Annotated in this window: 13 protein-coding genes and 1 pseudogene; 5 read left to right on the plus strand and 9 right to left on the minus strand. The window is 62.6% G+C overall.

What is annotated here, in order from left to right:
- The first annotated feature begins 61 nt into the window (after positions 1–61).
- Positions 62–1,636 (plus strand): peroxidase family protein, encoded by a 1,575-nt coding sequence (locus tag ACEPP2_RS00615; RefSeq protein WP_395515464.1) that lies wholly within the window; start codon positions 62–64, stop codon positions 1,634–1,636.
- 59 nt (positions 1,637–1,695) lie between these two features.
- Here ACEPP2_RS00615 and mcpU read toward each other — a convergent pair.
- From mcpU to ACEPP2_RS00640, 5 genes and pseudogenes are all read right to left on the minus strand, one after another.
- Positions 1,696–3,785 (minus strand): annotated as a pseudogene (gene mcpU, locus ACEPP2_RS00620) (methyl-accepting chemotaxis protein McpU).
- Between the two features lie 171 nt (positions 3,786–3,956).
- Complete coding sequence (locus ACEPP2_RS00625; protein ID WP_395515465.1) at positions 3,957–4,712, minus strand: crotonase/enoyl-CoA hydratase family protein; 756 nt, start codon at positions 4,710–4,712, stop codon at positions 3,957–3,959.
- An 11-nt stretch (positions 4,713–4,723) separates the two neighbouring features.
- The gene (locus ACEPP2_RS00630; RefSeq protein WP_395515466.1) at positions 4,724–6,505 is read right to left on the minus strand and encodes an acyl-CoA dehydrogenase; all 1,782 of its coding nucleotides are present in this window, start codon (positions 6,503–6,505) and stop codon (positions 4,724–4,726) included.
- Positions 6,506–6,687: 182 nt separating this feature from the next.
- Complete coding sequence (locus ACEPP2_RS00635; RefSeq protein ID WP_395515467.1) at positions 6,688–7,137, minus strand: BA14K family protein; 450 nt, start codon at positions 7,135–7,137, stop codon at positions 6,688–6,690.
- Between the two features lie 182 nt (positions 7,138–7,319).
- Positions 7,320–7,796 carry a BA14K family protein gene (locus tag ACEPP2_RS00640; protein WP_142590062.1) on the minus strand — a complete coding sequence of 159 codons (477 nt, stop codon included), beginning with the start codon at positions 7,794–7,796 and terminating at the stop codon, positions 7,320–7,322.
- 155 nt (positions 7,797–7,951) lie between these two features.
- Here ACEPP2_RS00640 and ACEPP2_RS00645 point away from each other — a divergent pair, with 155 nt between their 5' ends.
- From ACEPP2_RS00645 to ACEPP2_RS00655, 3 genes are read left to right on the plus strand one after another with little or no spacing between them, the layout of a single operon-like run.
- On the plus strand, positions 7,952–8,560 hold the full coding sequence (locus tag ACEPP2_RS00645; protein ID WP_142590061.1) for a DUF6656 family protein: 609 nt from the start codon (positions 7,952–7,954) through the stop codon (positions 8,558–8,560).
- Between the two features lie 52 nt (positions 8,561–8,612).
- Entirely contained in the window at positions 8,613–9,590 is a 978-nt protein-coding gene (locus ACEPP2_RS00650) for an L-threonylcarbamoyladenylate synthase (protein ID WP_281978457.1), read from the plus strand.
- A gap of 15 nt (positions 9,591–9,605) precedes the next feature.
- Positions 9,606–11,039 carry an FAD-binding oxidoreductase gene (locus tag ACEPP2_RS00655; protein WP_395515468.1) on the plus strand — a complete coding sequence of 478 codons (1,434 nt, stop codon included), beginning with the start codon at positions 9,606–9,608 and terminating at the stop codon, positions 11,037–11,039.
- A gap of 24 nt (positions 11,040–11,063) precedes the next feature.
- On the opposite strand, the gene ACEPP2_RS00660 is transcribed toward ACEPP2_RS00655, so the two are convergent.
- Positions 11,064–13,388: a DUF1217 domain-containing protein gene (locus tag ACEPP2_RS00660; RefSeq protein WP_395515469.1), complete on the minus strand. Its 2,325-nt coding sequence runs from the start codon at positions 13,386–13,388 to the stop codon at positions 11,064–11,066.
- A 278-nt stretch (positions 13,389–13,666) separates the two neighbouring features.
- Between ACEPP2_RS00660 and ACEPP2_RS00665 the strand changes: the two genes are divergently transcribed.
- Entirely contained in the window at positions 13,667–14,233 is a 567-nt protein-coding gene (locus tag ACEPP2_RS00665; RefSeq protein WP_152340831.1) for a DUF6101 family protein, read from the plus strand.
- A 60-nt stretch (positions 14,234–14,293) separates the two neighbouring features.
- On the opposite strand, the gene ubiA is transcribed toward ACEPP2_RS00665, so the two are convergent.
- The 3 genes from ubiA to ACEPP2_RS00680 all read right to left on the minus strand — a co-directional run bounded on the left by ubiA (position 14,294) and on the right by ACEPP2_RS00680 (position 19,021).
- Positions 14,294–15,247 (minus strand): 4-hydroxybenzoate octaprenyltransferase, encoded by a 954-nt coding sequence (gene ubiA, locus ACEPP2_RS00670; RefSeq protein WP_152340832.1) that lies wholly within the window; start codon positions 15,245–15,247, stop codon positions 14,294–14,296.
- Positions 15,248–15,304: 57 nt separating this feature from the next.
- Positions 15,305–16,561 carry a class I SAM-dependent methyltransferase gene (locus ACEPP2_RS00675; protein ID WP_395515470.1) on the minus strand — a complete coding sequence of 419 codons (1,257 nt, stop codon included), beginning with the start codon at positions 16,559–16,561 and terminating at the stop codon, positions 15,305–15,307.
- Positions 16,562–16,714: 153 nt separating this feature from the next.
- A complete protein-coding gene (locus ACEPP2_RS00680) occupies positions 16,715–19,021 on the minus strand; it encodes a Tex family protein (RefSeq protein WP_395515471.1) in 2,307 nt (768 codons plus the stop codon).
- Positions 19,022–19,133 lie beyond the last annotated feature (112 nt).

Consider the following 19,133-nt stretch of genomic DNA (forward strand, 5'->3'; position numbering starts at 1 on the left):
TGCAATCATAGCGATTACACCAGAACACCGAAAATCGGAGATTGCAGAAGGAGGGGAAGTCATGACTGACATTGCGATGCATGGCCATGGTGTGCGGGGCATGAAGCGGGAGGCGTTGCACTCATTCAACGGGATCGGCGATCCCGGCAAGTTCGGGGTCATGTTTCCGGACCTGTTGCCGCTCCACGTCGGCGACGACGCATTGTTCGAACTCGCCCAGGCGATGCGCGACCAGGGAGACGTGGGAGTGGATCCGGATCCCGCCGGTGACAATGAGGCTATACCCGCCGGCTATACCTATCTCGGCCAGTTCATCGATCACGACATCACGCTGGACACGACGCCACTCGACCAGCAGAAGGCCGACCCCAAGGCTACGGAAAATTTCCGGACGCCGGCGCTCGATCTCGACTCGCTCTACGGAGATGGACCCGGCATCCACCCCTACCTTTACCAGCGGGATCCCACGACATTCGAGATCACCCAACAGTTTCTCATCGGGCATACGGGTGCGTCAAACAATGAGAAGAACGAACCGATCCAGTCGCTCCGGCATGACCTGCCGCGCAACCAGGTCGGCCATGCGCTGATCTTCGACGAGCGCAACGACGAAAACCTTCTCGTGTCACAGACGCATCTGCTGATGCTGAGGTTTCACAACGCTGTCGTCTATTGGTTGAAGGAGAGGCAGCCCTCGCTTCAGGGGATGGCGCTTTTCCATGAAGCCCGCCGGATCGTGACATGGCATTACCAGTGGATCGTCCTGTTCGACTTCGTCGAGCGGCTGACGGAGCCGGGCCTAATCACGCGCATCAAGAGGGAGGGGCGGCGCTTCTACCGGTTCAAGAAGCGCCCCTACATGCCGGCGGAGTTTGCGGCCGCCTGTTACCGGCTGGGCCATTCCATGGTTCGCGAAACCTACAGCCACAATCGCGCCTTCCATCCGGGCAGCCCGAGGATCGCAAACGGCACGCTGCAGGCTCTGTTCTTCTTTACCGGCAAGTCCGGCAAGATCGTTGGCGAACTGGCCCCGGACCCGGAAGCCTTTCCGCCCAATCCCCAGCAGAAGCTGCCCTCGAACTGGGTGATCGACTGGCGGCGGTTCTTCGACGTGGCAGGCCAGGGTGGTGAGGATTTCACCTTCAACTTCTCGCGCAAACTCGATCCATTCAGTGCCCCATCGCTCCACACGCTGCCGGGCCTGCGGGAGGATCCGACGGAGCAGCAGAGACGGGATGCGAACCTCGCCTTTCGCAACCTGCGGCGCGGGGTGCAGATCGGCCTGCCGTCCGGGCAGGACGTCTGTCGTGCGATGCAGATCGAGCCGATGTCACCGGAGGAGATCGCCACCGGGCCGGACGGCGAAGTTGCGAGGGAGCACGGCCTGCATGAGGCGACGCCCCTCTGGTACTACGTGCTCAAGGAAGCACAGCACCATCATGACGGCAGACGACTGGGGCCCGTGGCTTCGACCATCATCGCCGAGACCTTTCTCGGCATGGTCCATGGCGACGAGGAATCCTTCCTCTGGAAGCGCTCAAACTGGAAGCCGGAACTGACCTGCGAACAGGAGGGTCATTTCACCATGGCAGACCTCATCAGCTTCGTCGGCGACATCAACCCCCTCGGCCCATGAACACGAAAGGCCGCGGCAGCCCTGCCGCGGCCTTCCCAGACTCCATGCACCTTGGAAAATTAGGCCGCCCTGCGTCCGCCCTGCGTCGACATGCCGGCCTGGGCCGCCATTCCGAGGTTGAAGCGGGCAAGCAGTTCCATCAGCTTCGCGGCTTCTGCCGCGAGGCTATGGCTGGCGGCGGTCTGTTCCTCTACCATCGCGGCATTCTGCTGCGTGCCCTGATCCATGGCATTGACCGCGTTGTTGATCTCCAACAGACCGGTCGACTGTTCGCGCGTCGCCGTTACGATCGCACCGACATGGCGGCTGATTTCCTGGACCTGCGAAACGATCGCCTGCAAGGCGTCTCCCGTCTGGCCCACCAGCGTCACGCCCGAACGCACCTGGGTGTTCGAGGCCGTGATGAGCGCCTCAATTTCCTTCGCGGCCTGGGCCGAACGCTGGGCGAGTTCACGGACCTCCTGGGCGACGACAGCGAACCCTTTGCCTGCCTCGCCTGCACGTGCCGCTTCGACGCCGGCGTTGAGTGCCAGAAGGTTGGTCTGGAAGGCGATGTCGTCGATGACGCCAATGATGTTGGAGATCTTGCCGGAAGAGTCCTCGATCTCCGTCATCGCCGCGACCGCCTTGGAGACGACTGCACCGGAATGTTCGGCGCCATCGCGTGCGCGGGATACCAGCGTGCCAACCTCTTCGGCGCGATGCGCCGTGTCGCGCACGGTGGTGGTGATCTCTTCCAGAGCCGCTGCAGTCTCCTCGACGGAGGCCGCCTGCTGTTCGGTTCGGCGGGCGAGACCATCGGCGGCAACACGGATCTCCTCGGCGCCGGCATCAATCGTCCGGGCATTCGAGCCGACCGCCTGCAAGGCTGACTGCAACTGCGTGACGGCCGCGTTGTAGTCGGTGCGGAGACGGTCGATGTGAGCAGCGAAGGGCACTTCGATGCGATGGGAAAGATTGCCATCTGCAAGAGCGCCGAGCGCTTCGGCAAGTGCCTTCACCGCCCGCTCCGCCTCGGCCTGATCATGCGCCTTCTGCGCTTCCCGCTCGCGGCGCTCGGCATCGCTGAGGCGACGCCCCTCTTCGGCCTCGCCTTCCAGGCGTTCCCGCTCCAGAGCGTTGGTGCGGAAGACGGACACCGCGGCAGCCATAGCGCCGATCTGGTCACGACGATCCTCGCCGGGGATGGCGACCGCTAAATCTCCAGCGGCAAGGCGCTCCATCGCATGGGTCATGTCTGTCACCGGACGCACCACGAGACGGCTCAGCATCCATGCCATGGCGCCTATCATCAGGCGACCGCGAGCACTGTGGCAATGACCGCAGCCGTCTGGAAGGCTGTTAGCGACGCATAGGCCGCCTCGGCATCGACGGCGAAGCCTAGATACCACTCCACGGAGGGAAGACCGGCGACCGGAACGAAACTGACCAGCACGTTGCGCCCCCCGAAAGTGGTCTCAACCATAGTCGCGCCGGTGGCCGGCGTGTCCTGCGGGAAGACATCAGCCAGCGTCTTCATGACGAGGGAGGCCTCCGGATGAATGAGCACGGTCCCTGCCTTGTTTACCAGGAAGGCGGTGGCTGGGACGCCAAAATCGATCGACTTGACCATCGCAACGATGCTCTGCAGCGAGAAGTCGCTACCGACGACGCCGACCAGGGCGCCCTCGCGGTTCACGGGCACGGCAGCGCTGACCACCAGGTCGCCACTGGACGCATCCACATAGGGCTCCGTGAGGACGACGCTGCCGGACGCGACCGCATCCTTGTACCAGGGCCGCTGGCGCGGATCGTAGTCGGCCGGCATCGGCAGGTTAGGCCGCATGGTGAACGTGCCGGCCGTATCGCCGAAATAGGTGCTGGAGAACTCCTTGGTCAACACCTGATTGTCCAGAACGGCGGTGACCGCGTCCGGATTCCGGCTCACGGCATCGGCGACCATGTTGGTCAGCACGACGCGACCGTTCATCCAGTTGGCAAGCGCCTGCGACGCCTGCCGGCCGGCAGAGGAGATGCTGTCCTCGACCGACTTGGTCACTGAGGCGTGCTGGATGGAATTGATGTGGAAGGAGAACCCGGCGAGTGCGACGACGACGACCACGGAGGCCGCGACGAGGATGCGGGTCATGAGATTGGCTCTTTTTGCCATGACTGGTCCTTGGATGCGCGCCGGCAACGCCTGCGGAAGCAAAAGCTGCAGCGTCCGGCCATTCTGGATGATGGTAACGGCGCATCATGCGCAAGGGCACCTCCCATGCCCTGCGCCCAGTTAGGAACAATGATATTAAGAATAGCCTAAAATTAAGCCGGTGCGCCGGCTTTAGCGGCGCATGAATGCCTCGAAAGCTGCCCGGGCCTCGGCGCTGCGGAGCTGCGCCGTGAAGTGCACCAGTTCCTCGTCCATGCGCGCCAGCACATCGTCGCCATTGCCGCGGATGAGGTTGCGGGCGATCTTCATGGCATGGGGAGGCTTGGCGGCGAGGTTTGCGGCCAGCGCAAGCGTCTCGGCCTCGACAGCGTCCGGTGAGATGACCTTCCAGACTATGCCGGCCTCGCGGGCCTGTTCAGCGGAAAAATTCTCGCCTGCGGCGAGCAGTGCGAAGGCTCGCTGGTGTCCCATCACCCGCGGCGCGATGAGACTGGAGGCGGCCTCCGGCACGAGCGCGAGGTCGACAAACGGCGTGCGGAAGAGGCTGCGATCGGAGGCGATCGTCATGTCACAGTGCAGGTGAATTGTCGTACCAATGCCGATGGCCAAGCCGTCGACGCCGGAGACCATGGGCTTGTCGCAGGTGGCGAGTGCCTGGAGGAAATCGGCGGCCGATGGCCTACCGCCGCCACCCATGGCATAGGTGAGGAAATCTGCCATGTCATTGCCGGCTGAAAAGCAGTTGTCGGTCCCGAGGAAGGCAACCGCGCGGATCTCGGCGTCATTGTCCGCCTCATGCAGGGCTTCTGTCATGCGGGCATACATGGCCGTGGTGATGGCGTTCTTCTTCTCCGGCCGGTTGAGGCGGATGAGGAGAACGCCCGGCTGCGTGTCGGGCCGCTCGACGAGAATATGGTTGTCACTCATGGCATCTCTCCTCAGGCCAGAACGCCGCGGGCCGCTTCGAGGCTGGCAGCCCCTTCGATGACCTGGCGGTTCAGCGCCGCCGTTTCAGGCAGCAGGTTCTCCACAGCAAAGCGGCAGAGTGCAATGCGGTGTGCCCCCTTGCCATCCTCCGCAGGCGCAAGAGCCCCCTTTGCGAGATAGACGCCGGTCAGCACCAGGCCAAAGAGGCGCTGATACGGCGTGGCACCTGCGAGCGCCTCGGCCACGCGGCCTTCTGCCTGCGCCTTCAAGAGCCATTCCGTCGCCGCCTCCAGATCGCTGATCGCCGCCTGCAGGCCCTCAGCCGTCCTGCCGAAGGCTGGTTCGTTGGACGAGGCGACGCGCTCAGCGACTTCTTTCAACTCGGCGATGAAGCCGCCGACCTGGCCACCGCCAGAGAGCGGCAGCTTGCGGGTCACGAGGTCGATCGCCTGGATACCGTTGGTGCCCTCATAGATCGGAGCGATCCGCGCATCCCGAAGATAGCGGGCGGCGCCGGTTTCCTCGATGAAACCCATTCCCCCATGCACCTGAATCCCGAGGGACGCGACGTCCACGCCCGCATCGGTGGCGAAGGACTTGGCGATCGGCGTCAGGAGTGCGGCGCGCTCGCTCCAGGCCTTGGCCTCGTCGCCCTGGCTATGATGGGCCATGTCGATGGCGTGGGCACAGGCGTAGCAGATGGCGCGGGAGCCCTGGGTCAGCGCCTTCATCGTCAGCAGCATGCGCGCCACGTCGGGATGCTCGATAATCGGGCTCATGCCGCTTCCCGTCCAGCCGGGCGCCTTGCCCTGAGTGCGCTCCCGGGCATATTCAATGGCCTTCTGGGTAGCCGCCTCGGCGATTGCGACACCCTGCATGCCGACGGCGAGACGGGCGTTGTTCATCATGGTGAACATGCAGGCGAGGCCCTTGTTCTCCTCGCCAACCAGCCAGCCGATTGCGCCCTTCTCTTCACCGAACTTGCCATCGCCGTAGATCATCGTGCAGGTCGGCGAGCCGTGGATGCCAAGCTTGTGTTCGATCGAGTGGCAGAAGACGTCGTTGCGGGCGCCGAGCGAGCCATCCTCGTTGACGAGGAACTTCGGCACCAGGAAGAGCGATATGCCGCGCGTGCCGGCGGGCGCATCCGGAAGGCGCGCCAGCACCAGATGGATGATGTTATCCGCCGCGTCATGCTCGCCCCAGGTGATGTAGATCTTCTGGCCGAAGATCCGGTAGGTTCCATCGTCGCGGCGTTCGGCGCGGGTCTTGAGCACACCGAGGTCGGAACCGGCATGCGGCTCCGTCAGATTCATGGTCCCGGTCCATTCGCCGGAGACAAGCTTCTCAAGATAGATTGCCTTGAGTTCGTCGCTGCCGTGCTTGTCGAGCGCCTCGATGGCGCCCATGGTGAGGGTCGGTGCGAGGGCGAAGGCCATGGAGGCCGAGTTCCACATCTCCAGCGCGGCAACGTTCAGCATGTGCGGCAGATTCTGGCCGCCATAGGCTTCCGGACCGGTAAGGCCGTTCCAGCCACCTTCCCGCCAATTGCGGTAGAGATCGGCCCAGCCGTCCGGTGTGGTGACCGCAGCATCGGAGATGCGGGCTCCCTGCCGGTCGCCGACCTCGCCCAGAGGTGCCATCTCGTTGGTAGCAAAGCGGCCGGCCTCTTCAAGGATGGCATCAACCAGATCCTGCGAGAGATCACCGAGCCTGCCTGCGTCGATCGCTCCCGAAAGTCCGACGACATGATTCAGGGTGAAGGAAATCTCCTCGACCGGAGCCTTGTACATGCTGCATCCTCCTCATGGACGGCCGGGGGCGGGCCCGGCAAGAAACTCCCTGCTTTTTACGTAAACGTAAATCTGATTGTCAATGGAGCTGGCTCCTAGCTACGCAGAAACAGACAGCAAAAAGCCCGTCGGGCGGACGCCGGACGGGCTTCTTCTTCTTTGAGCAGGATCAGCTTGCCAGCTCAGTAATAGGGCGAGTAGCAGGTCTGGCGCGGGCCATGATAGGGCTGAAAGGTATTGGAATAGGCGTCATAGGACCGGTACCGGGCATGGCACCAGTCATAGTGGCGCGGGTTCAGGCCGCTGGCGCGGTACGCCGGAGCCGGCTCGACATAGCGGGGCTGTGCCGCGATAGCGCCGCCGATCAGGGCGCCTGCACCGAACGCTGCGAGGGGAAACCAGTAGCCGTCATGGTAGCGGTAGCCGGGGCGATGATGCCGGTAGCCGCGATGCCCATGGTAATAGCCGCGACGGTAACCGCGGTGGCGGACTTCGGTTACATCCGATTTCGCTTCTATCTTTGCCGCCGGGTTTGCCACACTTGGCATGGCGGCTTGGGCGGGCATGAAACCCGTACCGACGACAGCTGCCGAGAGGGCGGCGATCGCGACTTTTCTGAACAGCTCTTTCATCTTCTTCTCCGTTGAAGTTGAATTCCGCTCCCGTCGACCAGCACGGCTGCCGGGTATCCATGGATCAGCAAACTCATAGTAAAGGCAAGCTGAACCCCGAATTAACGCCAAGCACAGTTAAACCTGTCAAACGAGACAAGCCGCCCCCAAGGGAGCGGCTCATCGTGGCATACGCAACTATATCAGGAGTAGGGCGAGTTGCATTGGCGACGCGGCCCGTTATACGGCTGAAACGTGTTGTCGGAGGCGCGGTAGGAGCGATAGCGGCTTTCGCACCACTGGTAATGGCGCGCGCTGTGGCCACCACTCGGCCGGGCCTGAGCCCCACCGCCGATGATCGCACCTGCGGTGAAGGCGGCCAGCGGGAACCAGAAGCCGTTGTAGTAGCGGTATCCCGGTCGACGCTCCCGATAGCCGCGGTATCCGTTATAGTAGCCCGCCCGATAGCCGCGGCGGTAGTCGCGGCGAGCCTCCCGGCGGTCCCATCGGCGATCGTAGCGGCGTTCCCAGCGGTCACGGTACTGCACGTCGGTGACGAGTCCCTGCGCGCTCGCGGCCGGGGCGGCCGGCAACGGCATCGCCTGGACCGGCACATAGGTGGTCACGGTCACGGCAAGCGCCGCTACCATCGTCGTCAGGCGAAACTTGAACTTACCCATGGTTGGCTGTCTCCTCTTTTCCTTCGATCGGCGGAAAAACGGAGGAAGCGCCTGTTCGTTCCCGTGCGGTCCGGCAGGGTTCCAGCGCTCCGATACGCATGATTAACCATAGCTCGCTACCATCTGCGCCGACGCAAGACCGAGGGAAGCAAACGGTGCAGGCAAGTGCGAAGCGGCGTTACTACCAGAACCAGGCGCCGCGGCGCCTTTCCGCGACCAGCGCGGCACATCATTCCGAGTTCCTGCGGACGGGCAGGATCGATCGTACCGCGCCGACCTGGGATCGCGAGACAAAGCGCTACCTGAGCTTCGAGGAAGTCGCCGAAAGAACCAACAGGAAGCTGGTGCGGGCGGGCGAGACGACCCATGAGAGGCTCAACGCCTTCCATGAAGCGATACGCTTCCCAAAGGTTATATTCTCCAGGGCGTTCGAGGAAATCCCTCATCTCGGCTATTGCCATGTCACGACGGCGAGCACCCGATTTGCGCAGAGAGGGCCTGTCCACTGGTCCTTCTACATCGCCAATTTCTCCTCCGACATTAGCGAGAGCTATCCCTTCTTCGAGAATATCCGTAGCGGTAATGTGCGGATGTATTTCGCCGTCGCCTATGAAAAGGCGGCGGGCGACACACTCCGCATAGATCGATCGATGCGGAAGGATGGTCTCCTGTTCCGTACCGCAAATCCCCGCGAAGCCATGAAGAACCTTCTTCTTCTCGGGGCCCCAAGCCAGTCACTCCGGACGATGATCAAAAAGCTCTAGGCCCCGAGCTTTTGCATTGCCGACGCGGGCGATTACGCGTTAGGACACGCACATGACGGCCAGGATCATCCATCTGCGAAGCGATGAGGAAGACGCCCTGCACGCGGCTGTGGACACGCTGCGCGAAGGTCTGCCCGTGGCCCTTCCTACGGAGACCGTCTACGGCCTTGCGGCGGACGCGACCAATCCGCTCGCCCTGACACGGATCTACGAAACCAAGGGGCGCCCCCGTTTCAATCCGCTGATCTGCCACATGGCGGATTTCGCCATGGCCGAGCAGCACGCGCTGTTCGACCCGGTCTCCCAACGCCTCGCCGAGCATTTCTGGCCCGGCCCACTGACATTGATCCTGCCCCTGAAGGAGGGGACGCCCATCCACCCGCTGGCGACCGCCGGTCTCGCTACGGTGGGCGTGCGGGTTCCGGTTGGTTTTGCGGGCTCGGTGATCCGCCGGCTCGGCAGGCCCCTTGCTGCCCCGAGCGCCAACACATCCGGGAAGGTGAGCCCTACGAGCGCGCAGCACGTCGCAGAGGACCTGGGTGAGAAGCTGGCACTGATCATCGACGGTGGGGCAGCACCTGTCGGCGTTGAATCAACCATCCTCTGCGTCGAGGGAAACACGGTCCGGCTTCTGCGCCCAGGCGGGGTCTCCGCCGAGCAGATCGAAGCCGTGACCAGGCTGCCGATCGTTCGCCAGGAAGCGCCGGCCGCGACGATCGAGGCGCCCGGGATGCTGGCTTCGCATTACGCCCCCGGCGCGCCGGTCAGGCTGAATGCGGTCGCCGTAGGGCCAGATGAAGCACTGATCTGCTTCGGCAACCAAGAGGTTGCCGGGCAGAACGAGGCCGCCGCCCTCTTCGACCTCAGCCCCGCAGGTGACCTGGCGGAAGCCGCAGCCAACCTCTTCGACTATCTGAAGAAGGCAGATGCGATCAGGCCGCGCGGCATCGCCGTCGCAGCAGTCCCGAACGAAGGTCTGGGCGAGGCCATCAACGATCGGCTCGCGCGCGCCGCCGCGCCACGAAGCTAGCCAGGGAGCGCGCGTATGGACTTGCCCGGCATTTCTTCGGACATTCTTAGCCGCTTTGCGGCGATCGTCGGGCCGGCCAACGTGCTGCGCAGCGCGGAGGACATTGCGCCTCGCCTCGTCGAGAACCGCGGCCTCTACCGGGGCGCCTCCCCGATGATCCTCAAACCGGGCTCTACCCGCGAAGTCGCCGATATTCTCCAGCTAGCTACCGAGACTCGGACGCCGATCGTTCCCCAGACCGGCAATACCGGCCTTGTCGGAGGACAGGTGCCACGCGAGAGCGGGACTGACCTGATCCTTTCCCTCGAGCGCATGAACCGCATCCTGGATGTCGATCCCGTGGCAAATGTTCTTGCTGCGGAGGGCGGTGCCATCCTTGCGGAGGTGCAGCACGCGGCCCAATCCGTTCAGCGCCTCTTTCCGCTTTCGCTCGGATCGGAGGGCTCCTGCCGCATCGGCGGCAATCTCTCGACGAATGCCGGCGGCACGGCCGTTCTCGCCTATGGCAACATGCGCCAGCTTTGCCTCGGTCTCGAAGTGGTGCTGCCGACGGGCGAAATCTGGGACGGCATGCGGCGGCTGAAGAAGGACAATACCGGTTACGACCTCCGCGACCTCTTTATCGGCGCAGAAGGAACACTCGGCATCATTACCGGCGCCGTGTTGAAGCTCTTCCCGCAGCCGGTCGGCCGGCAGGTCGCGCTCGCCGGCCTAGCTTCACCCGCCGATGCTCTGCGCCTCTTCGAGAAGGCATCGAACCTCTGCGGGACGTCTTTGACCGGGTTCGAACTCATGCCCCGTATCGGGGTCGAGTTCACCACGCGTCATATCGAAGGCGTTCGCGATCCCCTTTCGGAGCCGCATCCCTGGTACGCGCTGATCGACATCTCCACATCCGACTCGGCCGAGACTGCCGAAACCATGGTCCATGCACTGCTGGAATGGGGCCTGGAGACGGGGCTCGTGCGGGATGCCGTTATCGCCAACTCTGTAGCGCAGCAGAAGGCGCTCTGGCACATGCGCGAGAGCATGTCGGATGCGCAGAAACCGGAGGGCGGCTCGATCAAGCACGACGTCTCCGTTCCGGTCTCGAGCATCCCGCCGTTCATGGAGGCGGCGGACGCGGCAATCATGGCCGCCATACCCGGTGCCCGCATCTGCGCATTCGGGCATCTAGGAGACGGCAACATTCACTACAACATCTCCCAGCCCGTCGGTGCCGACAAGGCCGCCTTCCTCGCCCGATGGCACGAGATCAACGAGATCGTCCACGGGATCGTGTTGTCGCTCAATGGCTCGATCTCTGCCGAACACGGCATCGGTCAACTGAAACGCGATGAGCTGGCCCGCATCCGACCCACGATAGAGATCGATCTGATGCGTCGCATCAAGCGCGCCTTCGACCCTGCCAACATCATGAATCCTGGCAAGGTCATCGCAATCGAATGACATGGGCGGCGGGCTGCTGCGGTCCTAGCGGCGGACCTGAGACAACGCCCACAGTGTATCGGCACTGATGCCGGTATAGGCGCCGCTTCCCGTCAGTATGTCGACTGGCGAGGGCCCGGTCACGCCGTTCTCGAGGTCATACATGATGGTGAAACGCTGGATCATCTTGCGAACCTTGTCCGGATCCTTGAGGTCGTTCAGGTCGAGGTTCTTCTCGACGATCTTCGCCTGCTGATCAATGTCCATGGCACCGATTTCGCTGGGCAGGCTGAAGGTTACCCTGAAGAACTCCATCAGGGCCTCGTCACCCAGGATACTGTAGGCGTCGGTGACTGTATCGACCATCCGCTCGAAGTAGAGAGCAAGCCGCACCCCGGCGTTCTCCTCGCCTCGTTCAATTTCGAGGGTTTGCCGAAGATAGAGGTTCTGCGTTTCCAGCACCTTGCCTCGCCCTTGCACGGTCGTATGCAAGTCGCGATCAAGATTCCCGTTCTCGTCGAAGTTGAAGGAGCCCAGAAGCTCCGCATGACTCCTGTCGGGATACTGATTCACGAAGCTCTTGGGATCGTTCAGGTCCGACGTGAATATCTGCTTGAGGAAGTCGTCCGTCGCGGTTGATGGGTCGATCCCCTTCGCCGTCAGCACGAAATCGACCAGGCGGCGATCGCCCAGGAATTCGCTGAGCGTCTTTATGCTGGCCATCGTCTGCGTGTAGTAGCTCGACTCAGCGTCCGCCTTCTTGCGCGCCGCCTCCTTCTCGTCGCCGCGAAGGAAGCGGGTCTGCTCGACGATGTAGGCCTTGGCAGTCTCGGTGATGGTCGCCATCGACTGAGCCTGGACAGGCGCAGTGATGCCGCCGTCCCTGGTGAAATTGAAGGCCTGCGCCAGCGTCAGGTAGCGTTCGTCCTTGAGACGGTAGACGTAGCTCTTGGGGTCGGAGAGGTCGCTCTTGAGCACGTTCTTCAGCGTCAGCAGAGAGACCGAGTTCGGATCCAATCCAACGGCCTGCAGGGCAAAGCCATAGATCGCCTTGTCCGACAGGAAATCCTCAACAGACTTCACCGCCGCCATCTCCGACTTGTAGAGCTTGATCGCCTTTTCGTCCGCCTCTTCCTGCTTGTCGTCATAGCGGCTGAAGTAATGGTTCGACGTTAGCGACGTCTGCGCGGCGGTCTGTGCGACAGGTCCGTCGAGGCTGCCATCGGTGTTGAAGTTGAAGGCGTTCGCAAGCTCCAGGTACTGAGGCCGATCCTTGCCGTAGAGATTGGCGTAGCTGTTCGGATCCGATAGGTCGCTGGTCAGGATCTGCTCCAGCGTCGACTTGACCACGAAAAGCTCGTTGAGGTTGAAGGCCTTGCGGACGTAGTCGTAAAGTCGTGGATCGCTCAGCAGATCGTTGACACTGGTGATCGTCGGGATCTTTGCCTCGAAATAATCCCTTTCGCGAAGCGCCGAAGCCTGCGTCTGGCGCGGCCGGCTGAGCAGGTAGAGGTCGGTGATCGCCGTCAATTGTTGTTCGGTCTGTGCTGCACCCTTCGCCGATGTGCCGTCCGCAGCAAATTCGAAGGCGCCGGCGAGATCGATGTGGGCCTGGGTCGACTTGATGGCCTTCTGGTAGCCGGCGATCTCCAGCTTAAGGGATGCCTTCCTGTCAACATGCTCCTTGGAATTGGTACCAAGGGCAGCGAGTTCCGCCTGGGCCGTCGACAGCTTGGCCGTCAGATAGGTCATCTGATCCTTGAGAACGGTGTTGGTGTAGCTGGCTGGATCATCCTTGTCGCTGCTCATTGCGCTCCGGACGACCTGGTAGGAGTAGACGCTGTCGTCTATCCCGAGCGATTCAAAGACGTATCGGCGCAGCCTGTCATTGCTCAGGATGTCGTCCACATGATCGACCTGCGCCATCATGGCCTTGTAGTAGCGCGTCTCCTCCGCCACCTTGTCCTGGGTAGCGATGATGCTCTGGTCGTAGAGGTCGAGAATCTCCTCCTGCTGCGCGGCCGACTGCGCGATCGCCGTGTCGCTTGAGGAGAAATTGAAGGCGGCTGCGAAATTCTTGTACCGGTCGTCGGTGAGCAGATTGGCGTAGCTGTTTGCGTCGGAGAGGTCGCTTTCGAGGACCTTCTTCATGAAGGCCTTGGCATAGGTCATCTCCTCAAGCCCATGGGCCTTCATTGCATAGGAGAACAGCCGGTAGTCGTCGAGGAATTCATCGATCGACGTCACTTTGCCGATGTTTTCCGCATAATAAGCCGCATCCCGCGCCACCATGTCCTGACTTGCGACACGCTGCAGGGTCTTGAACATGTCGCGGTTGACGAGGTCGTAGCTGAGATATGTCGAAACCATGGACGGGCACTCCGGTCGCAATATTGCCGACAGCAGCATGGCCGACCTTGCTTGCCCGGGGCTTTTGCGTCCCGACCTGCACGCGAGAGAACGTGTTCACCTTCTGGAAACCGAGCAGGATTGGCGTTTGATAACCATTCGCCGAGGCAAAACTTCCTTAACCGCGATTTTTAAGCCGTCTCGCACAGAGCGGCCCGTATGGTTTGCCCATCAGAGGACAAAAGTCCCGCAGGAGAAACCGGAAACGGCTCTCAGGTAAAACAAGGGTAGCATACACGATGACAAACACGGTTCTGAAGCCTGCCTGGGCAGGCTCCACGCTCAGGCTCGACCCCACGCGCTTCCCGCAGCAGGTCACCTATGCCCTGCGCGACACCTCCGGCGATGTCGTGATCACCATCGACTCGCGGGGGGCAGTCCTGCGCAAGACGCTGCCATCGAGCGGACTACCACTTTCATTCGCCCTTCCCGCCCGTGCCTTCAAGGGTGTCGCGGCACGCGCCATCGACCATGGCGACGGAGAGGTCACCGTCACGCTGGAGCTGCATCACGAAGATCCGGAACTCTGCATTCCGCTTCTCGTCGCCCATGACCTCTGCGACATCGCGGCCGACTGGCGCAGCTGGTCCGAGGCCTTCCGCATTCCGATGCTGATGGTCGAGGCAGACGGCATCGCCCGGCCGCTCGAAAACCATCTGGGCGACGTGCGGACGCATGAGGCAAGGCCTCGCCGCCGTCATTCCTATTTCGCTGCCCGCCGTCCGCGCTTCCTGGTCCGTCGCACCACGGGGAAGCTTGGCGTGACGATGAAGATCGAGGGCAAGGAGATCATCGCGCGACGCTAGCCGATCCACCGCCGCCCCGCGCTGATGCTGGAGCCCGGCCACAAGCCGGGTTCCTGCGTTTCAGGCAAATGGCAGCGCCAGGACGAGACCGGCGAAAATGACCGCGCCTACACGGGTGTTGAACTTGAAGAGCTGCAGGCACTGGTCCGGATTGTCGATATCGAGGACGAGGATCTGCCAGGCGAACATGACCGCAGCGACGAACAGGCCTAGATAGGCGATGAAGCCGACGTCTGCCCCGGCATATGCGGCAAGCAGGAGCACCAGCGTCAGGCCGTAGAGGCCGACCAGCCACGCCTTCGTGTTGGCGCCGAACAAACGCGCGGTGGAGCGGACTCCGACGAGTGCGTCGTCCTCCTTGTCCTGGTGCGCATAGATCGTGTCGTAGCCGATCGTCCAGGCGACCGACCCCAGGTAGAGCAGGGCCGGCGCCCAGGACAGGCTGCCGAACAAGCCGGCCCATCCCATCAGCGCGCCCCAGGAAAAGGCTAACCCCAGAAAGAACTGCGGCCAGTCTGTAAACCGCTTGGCGAACGGGTAGATCGCCACGACCGCCAGCGACAGGATGCCCAGCAGGACGGCGAATCCGTTGAACTGTAGCAGCACGAGCAATCCGACCAGTGCCTGGAGGACGAGGAAGACCTTGGCCTCGAAACGGCTTACCCGCCCCGAGGGGAGCGGCCGCGAGCGCGTCCGGGCAACGGCATTGTCGATCTCATGATCGACGAGATCGTTATAGGTGCATCCAGCGCCACGCATGGCGACCGATCCCAGGAAGAACAGGAACAGATGAAAGACGAAGAGGCCGAGCGACAGCTCCTCGCCGCGTGCGGCCACGTTGGCGGCGAGCGCCGACGACCAGAAGCACGGCCACATCAGCAGTTGCCAGCCGATCGGCCGGTCCCAACGCGCAAGCTGCGCATAGGCCCATGCGGGCCTCGGCAGGACGCGATAGACCCAGTTGTCGGAAGGCGCGTCGTAGACGCGGCCATTGAGATCGTCCGTCTTCATCATGCGATGGTCGTAACCCGCGTCGGGACGTGCCGCAAGGCTGGACGGACCGGACCGCCCCTAGAAGGTAACCGGTTCAAGCGGCGGACGGGTCGCATCGAACGACTTCAGGCGCTCCTCCCGCTCAGTGATGTAGTCCCGGTTGTCCGGAACGGTCATGCGCTTCCTGGTGAGTTGCATCTGGAAGATGAAGAAGTTCTCGTGGGTAAAGGCCATCTCGGACCCCGCCAGGTAGAACTCCCACATCCGCACGAAGCGCTCGTCGTAAATCGAAGCCGCTTCCTCGCGCCGGGCCAGGAAACGCTCCCGCCAATGACGCAGCGTATGGGCATAGTGCATTGGCAGGATCTCGATGTCCGAAACCAGCAAGCCAGATCGTTCGACAGCAGGCATCACTTCCGCAAGCGATGGGATATAGCCCCCCGGGAAGATGTATTTCTCGATGAAGGGGCTGTTGTAGCGGGCGGGGTAAGGCTGGCCGATGGAATGCAAGACCATCACCCCGTCTTCATCCAGGACTTCGTATGCCTTTCGGAAGTAGCGTCCGAAATTCAGTCGACCCACATGCTCGAACATGCCGACGGAAACGATGCGGTCGTATTTCGTCGACGCCGGCAGATAGTAATAGTCCTGCAGCTCGAAGCGCACCCGGTCCGAAAGTCCGCGCTTCTGTGCCCGATCGCGGGACACGCGTAGCTGCTCCTGGCTCAGCGTGATGCCAGTGACGTCGACGCCGGAGGATTCCGCAAGGTACATGGCCATTCCGCCCCACCCCGAGCCTATTTCGAGAACCTTCTGCCCCGGTTCAGCGAGCAGCTTTGCTGCGATGTGCCGCTTCTTGGCGACCTGCGCCTCGTACAGGCTGATGCCCGGCGGATTGAAGTAGCCGCACGAATACTGCCAGTCCTCGTCGAGGAAGAGATTGAAGAGCTTCGCGCTGAGGTCGTAGTGGTGGGCGACGTTGCGCTGGTTGCGGTTGATCGGCACCCCGTGCCTGATGCGAGCCCCAGCGATGCGGAGAAGCCCGCGCCATATCATGCCAGGTGTCAGTGCCTCGCTCAGGGTGTTGTCCTTGACGATTGCGAGCAGCTCGTAGATGTCGCCTTCCTCGAACAGAAGGCGGCCATCCATGTAGACTTCGGCGAGTTTCAGTTGGGGGTCGGATGCGACTTCTTCCTCTGCCTCTGCATGGGTGAAGCGGATGGCGACTGTTCGCCCGCCTCCGTCACCGAATACCTGCGAGCCGGCGGGGCCGCTGACGGTCAGCCTGCCCTTCTTGATGATCTTGGCGAGAAGTCGACGCAGGGACGAGGCCATAATTCACCTCCGAACGAAGTCTATCTTGCAGATTAAAAAGGAATAATTTCTTTCACCCGAGTTGCAAGCAGAGGAACGCCAAAAAAGATGACACAAAAACAGATGCCGTCCAACGCAGTTGAACGGCATCCTTCCGTAGGCATAAACAAGTTGCTAACGGCGCTTCAGCGCCTCTGCCAAGGCGGCGCCAAGGGCGCCTTGTGAGGAAACGCCCTTCGGTTCCGCTTTCATCTTCGCCGGGCCTGGACGCTGCACGTTCCGGTCGGAACCACGCGTGGCGGGCGCCGCCTCCCCTCCGTCCTTGCGCATGGTGAGCGCGATCCTCTTGCGCTTCACGTCCACCTCGACGACGCGCACCTTTACGACATCGCCGGCCTTTACGACTTCATGCGGGTCCTTCACAAAGCGATCGGCCAGCTGGGACACGTGAACCAACCCGTCCTGGTGAACTCCGATATCGACGAAGGCACCGAAGGCGGCAACATTGGTCACCGTGCCCTCCAGGAGCATGCCGGGCTTGAGGTCGGTGATCTCATCGACGCCCTCCGTAAACGTTGCAGTCTTGAAGCTCGGGCGCGGATCGCGTCCCGGTTTTTCCAGTTCCGCGAGGATGTCCTTCACGGTCGGCAGGCCGAACTGCTCGTCGATGAACTGCCGCGGATCGAGCTTCTTTAAGGTGGCGCTATCACCCATCAGCGTACGCAGGTCACGACCACAGGCGGCAACGATCTTCTTTGCCACGCCATAGGCTTCCGGATGCACGGCGGAGGCGTCCAGCGGCTCCTTGCCGTTCGGGATACGCAGGAATCCGGCAGCCTGTTCGAAGGTGCGGTTGCCGAGACGGGCGACCTTCAGCAGGTCCTTGCGGCTCCCGAAAGGTCCGTTCTGGTCCCGATGCAGGACGATAGCATCCGCAATCGAACGGCTGAGGCCGGAGACGCGCGAGAGCAAGGGCGCGGATGCCGTATTGAGGTCAACCCCGACGGCATTCACCGCGTCTTCCACGACCGCATCCAGCGAGCGCGACAGCTTTCCCTGGTCAACATCGTGCTGGTACTGGCCGACACCGATCGACTTCGGCTCGATCTTCACGAGCTCCGCCAGCGGGTCCTGCAGGCGCCGAGCGATGGAAACGGCACCGCGGAGCGAGACGTCAAGAGTTGGGAATTCGGCTGCAGCGGTCTCGGAGGCGGAGTAAACCGAGGCACCCGCTTCCGACACGATAACTTTGGTGGGCTTCGGCGCCGGCAGGCTTGCGAGCATGTCTGCCACCAGCTTCTCCGTCTCGCGGCTGCCGGTGCCGTTGCCGATTGCGATGAGTTCGACGCCGTGCTTGCGGATGATCGACGCAAGCTCCGCCTGGGTGCCACGGATGTCGTTCCGCGGGGGGAAGGGGTAGACCGTCGTCGTCTCGAGGAGCTTGCCGGTGCCATCGACCACGGCGACCTTTACGCCGGTACGGATCCCGGGATCGAGGCCCATAGTCGCGCGCGAGCCGGCGGGGGCTGCGAGAAGCAGATCCTTGAGATTACGAGCAAAGACGTGAATGGCCTCCTCCTCCGCCCGTTCGCGCAGCTCGCGCATCAGGTCGAGGGACAGTGAGGTGGAAAGCTTGACGCGCCAGGTCCAGCCGGCGGCCTCCATCAGCCAGCGGTCCGCAGGACCCTTGTCGCCGATCTCGAAGGCGGCGGCGATGATCCGGTGGGCCGGCTTCACCGGCGACGGGTCGTCCTGGTCGACCTCGATGGACAGTGTCAGCACTTCCTCGTTCCAGCCGCGCAGCATGGCGAGCGCCCGGTGTCCGGGTGCGGTTGCCCAGCGCTCGGAATGGTCGAAATAATCTGCGAACTTCGCGCCTGCCTCCTGCTTGCCGTCAACAACCTTTGCCCGCAACAGCGCCCGGTCGCGCATGTGCTGGCGAAGTCGTCCGAGGAGATCCGCATTCTCCGAGATCGTTTCGGCGACGATGTCGCGGGCACCTTCCAGCGCCATCTTCACGTCCGTCACTTCTCCAGCGATATAGGGTTCCGCAAGCTTCGCCGGATCGGCTGCGCGATCGGCCCAGATCGCTTCGGCAAGTGGGCCGAGGCCTCGCTCGCGGGCGATCTCGGCCCGGGTGCGCCTTTTCGGCTTGTAGGGAAGATAGAGGTCTTCCAGCTCGGCCTTGGTGGCGGCCTTCGCCAGCCTTGCTGCCAGTTCCTCCGTCATCTTGCCCTGCGAGGTGATCGACTCGATCACGGAAGTGCGGCGCGCTGCCAACTCCCGCAAATAGACAAGCCGCTCCGACAGAATGCGCAACTGTGTGTCGTCCAGACCGCCGGTCACTTCCTTCCGGTAGCGGGCAATGAAGGGGATCGTCGCTCCTTCATCGATCAGGCCGATGGCAGCGGTGACCTGGTCTGCCCTGGCATTGATTTCGGCGGCGATCGCAGCGGCGAGGAAACGGATGTCGGCGGCCATGGCAGTCTCACTGGTTCAAGGGAGGCGCGACCATATCCAAACTTTGCGGCATGGCAACGTGACGAGGCAGGATTCCACAGGATGCGCTTGACCTTTCGCCCCCCTCCCCTTA

Source organism: Pseudorhizobium flavum, from assembly GCF_044142885.1.
GTDB lineage: Bacteria > Pseudomonadota > Alphaproteobacteria > Rhizobiales > Rhizobiaceae > Neorhizobium > Neorhizobium flavum.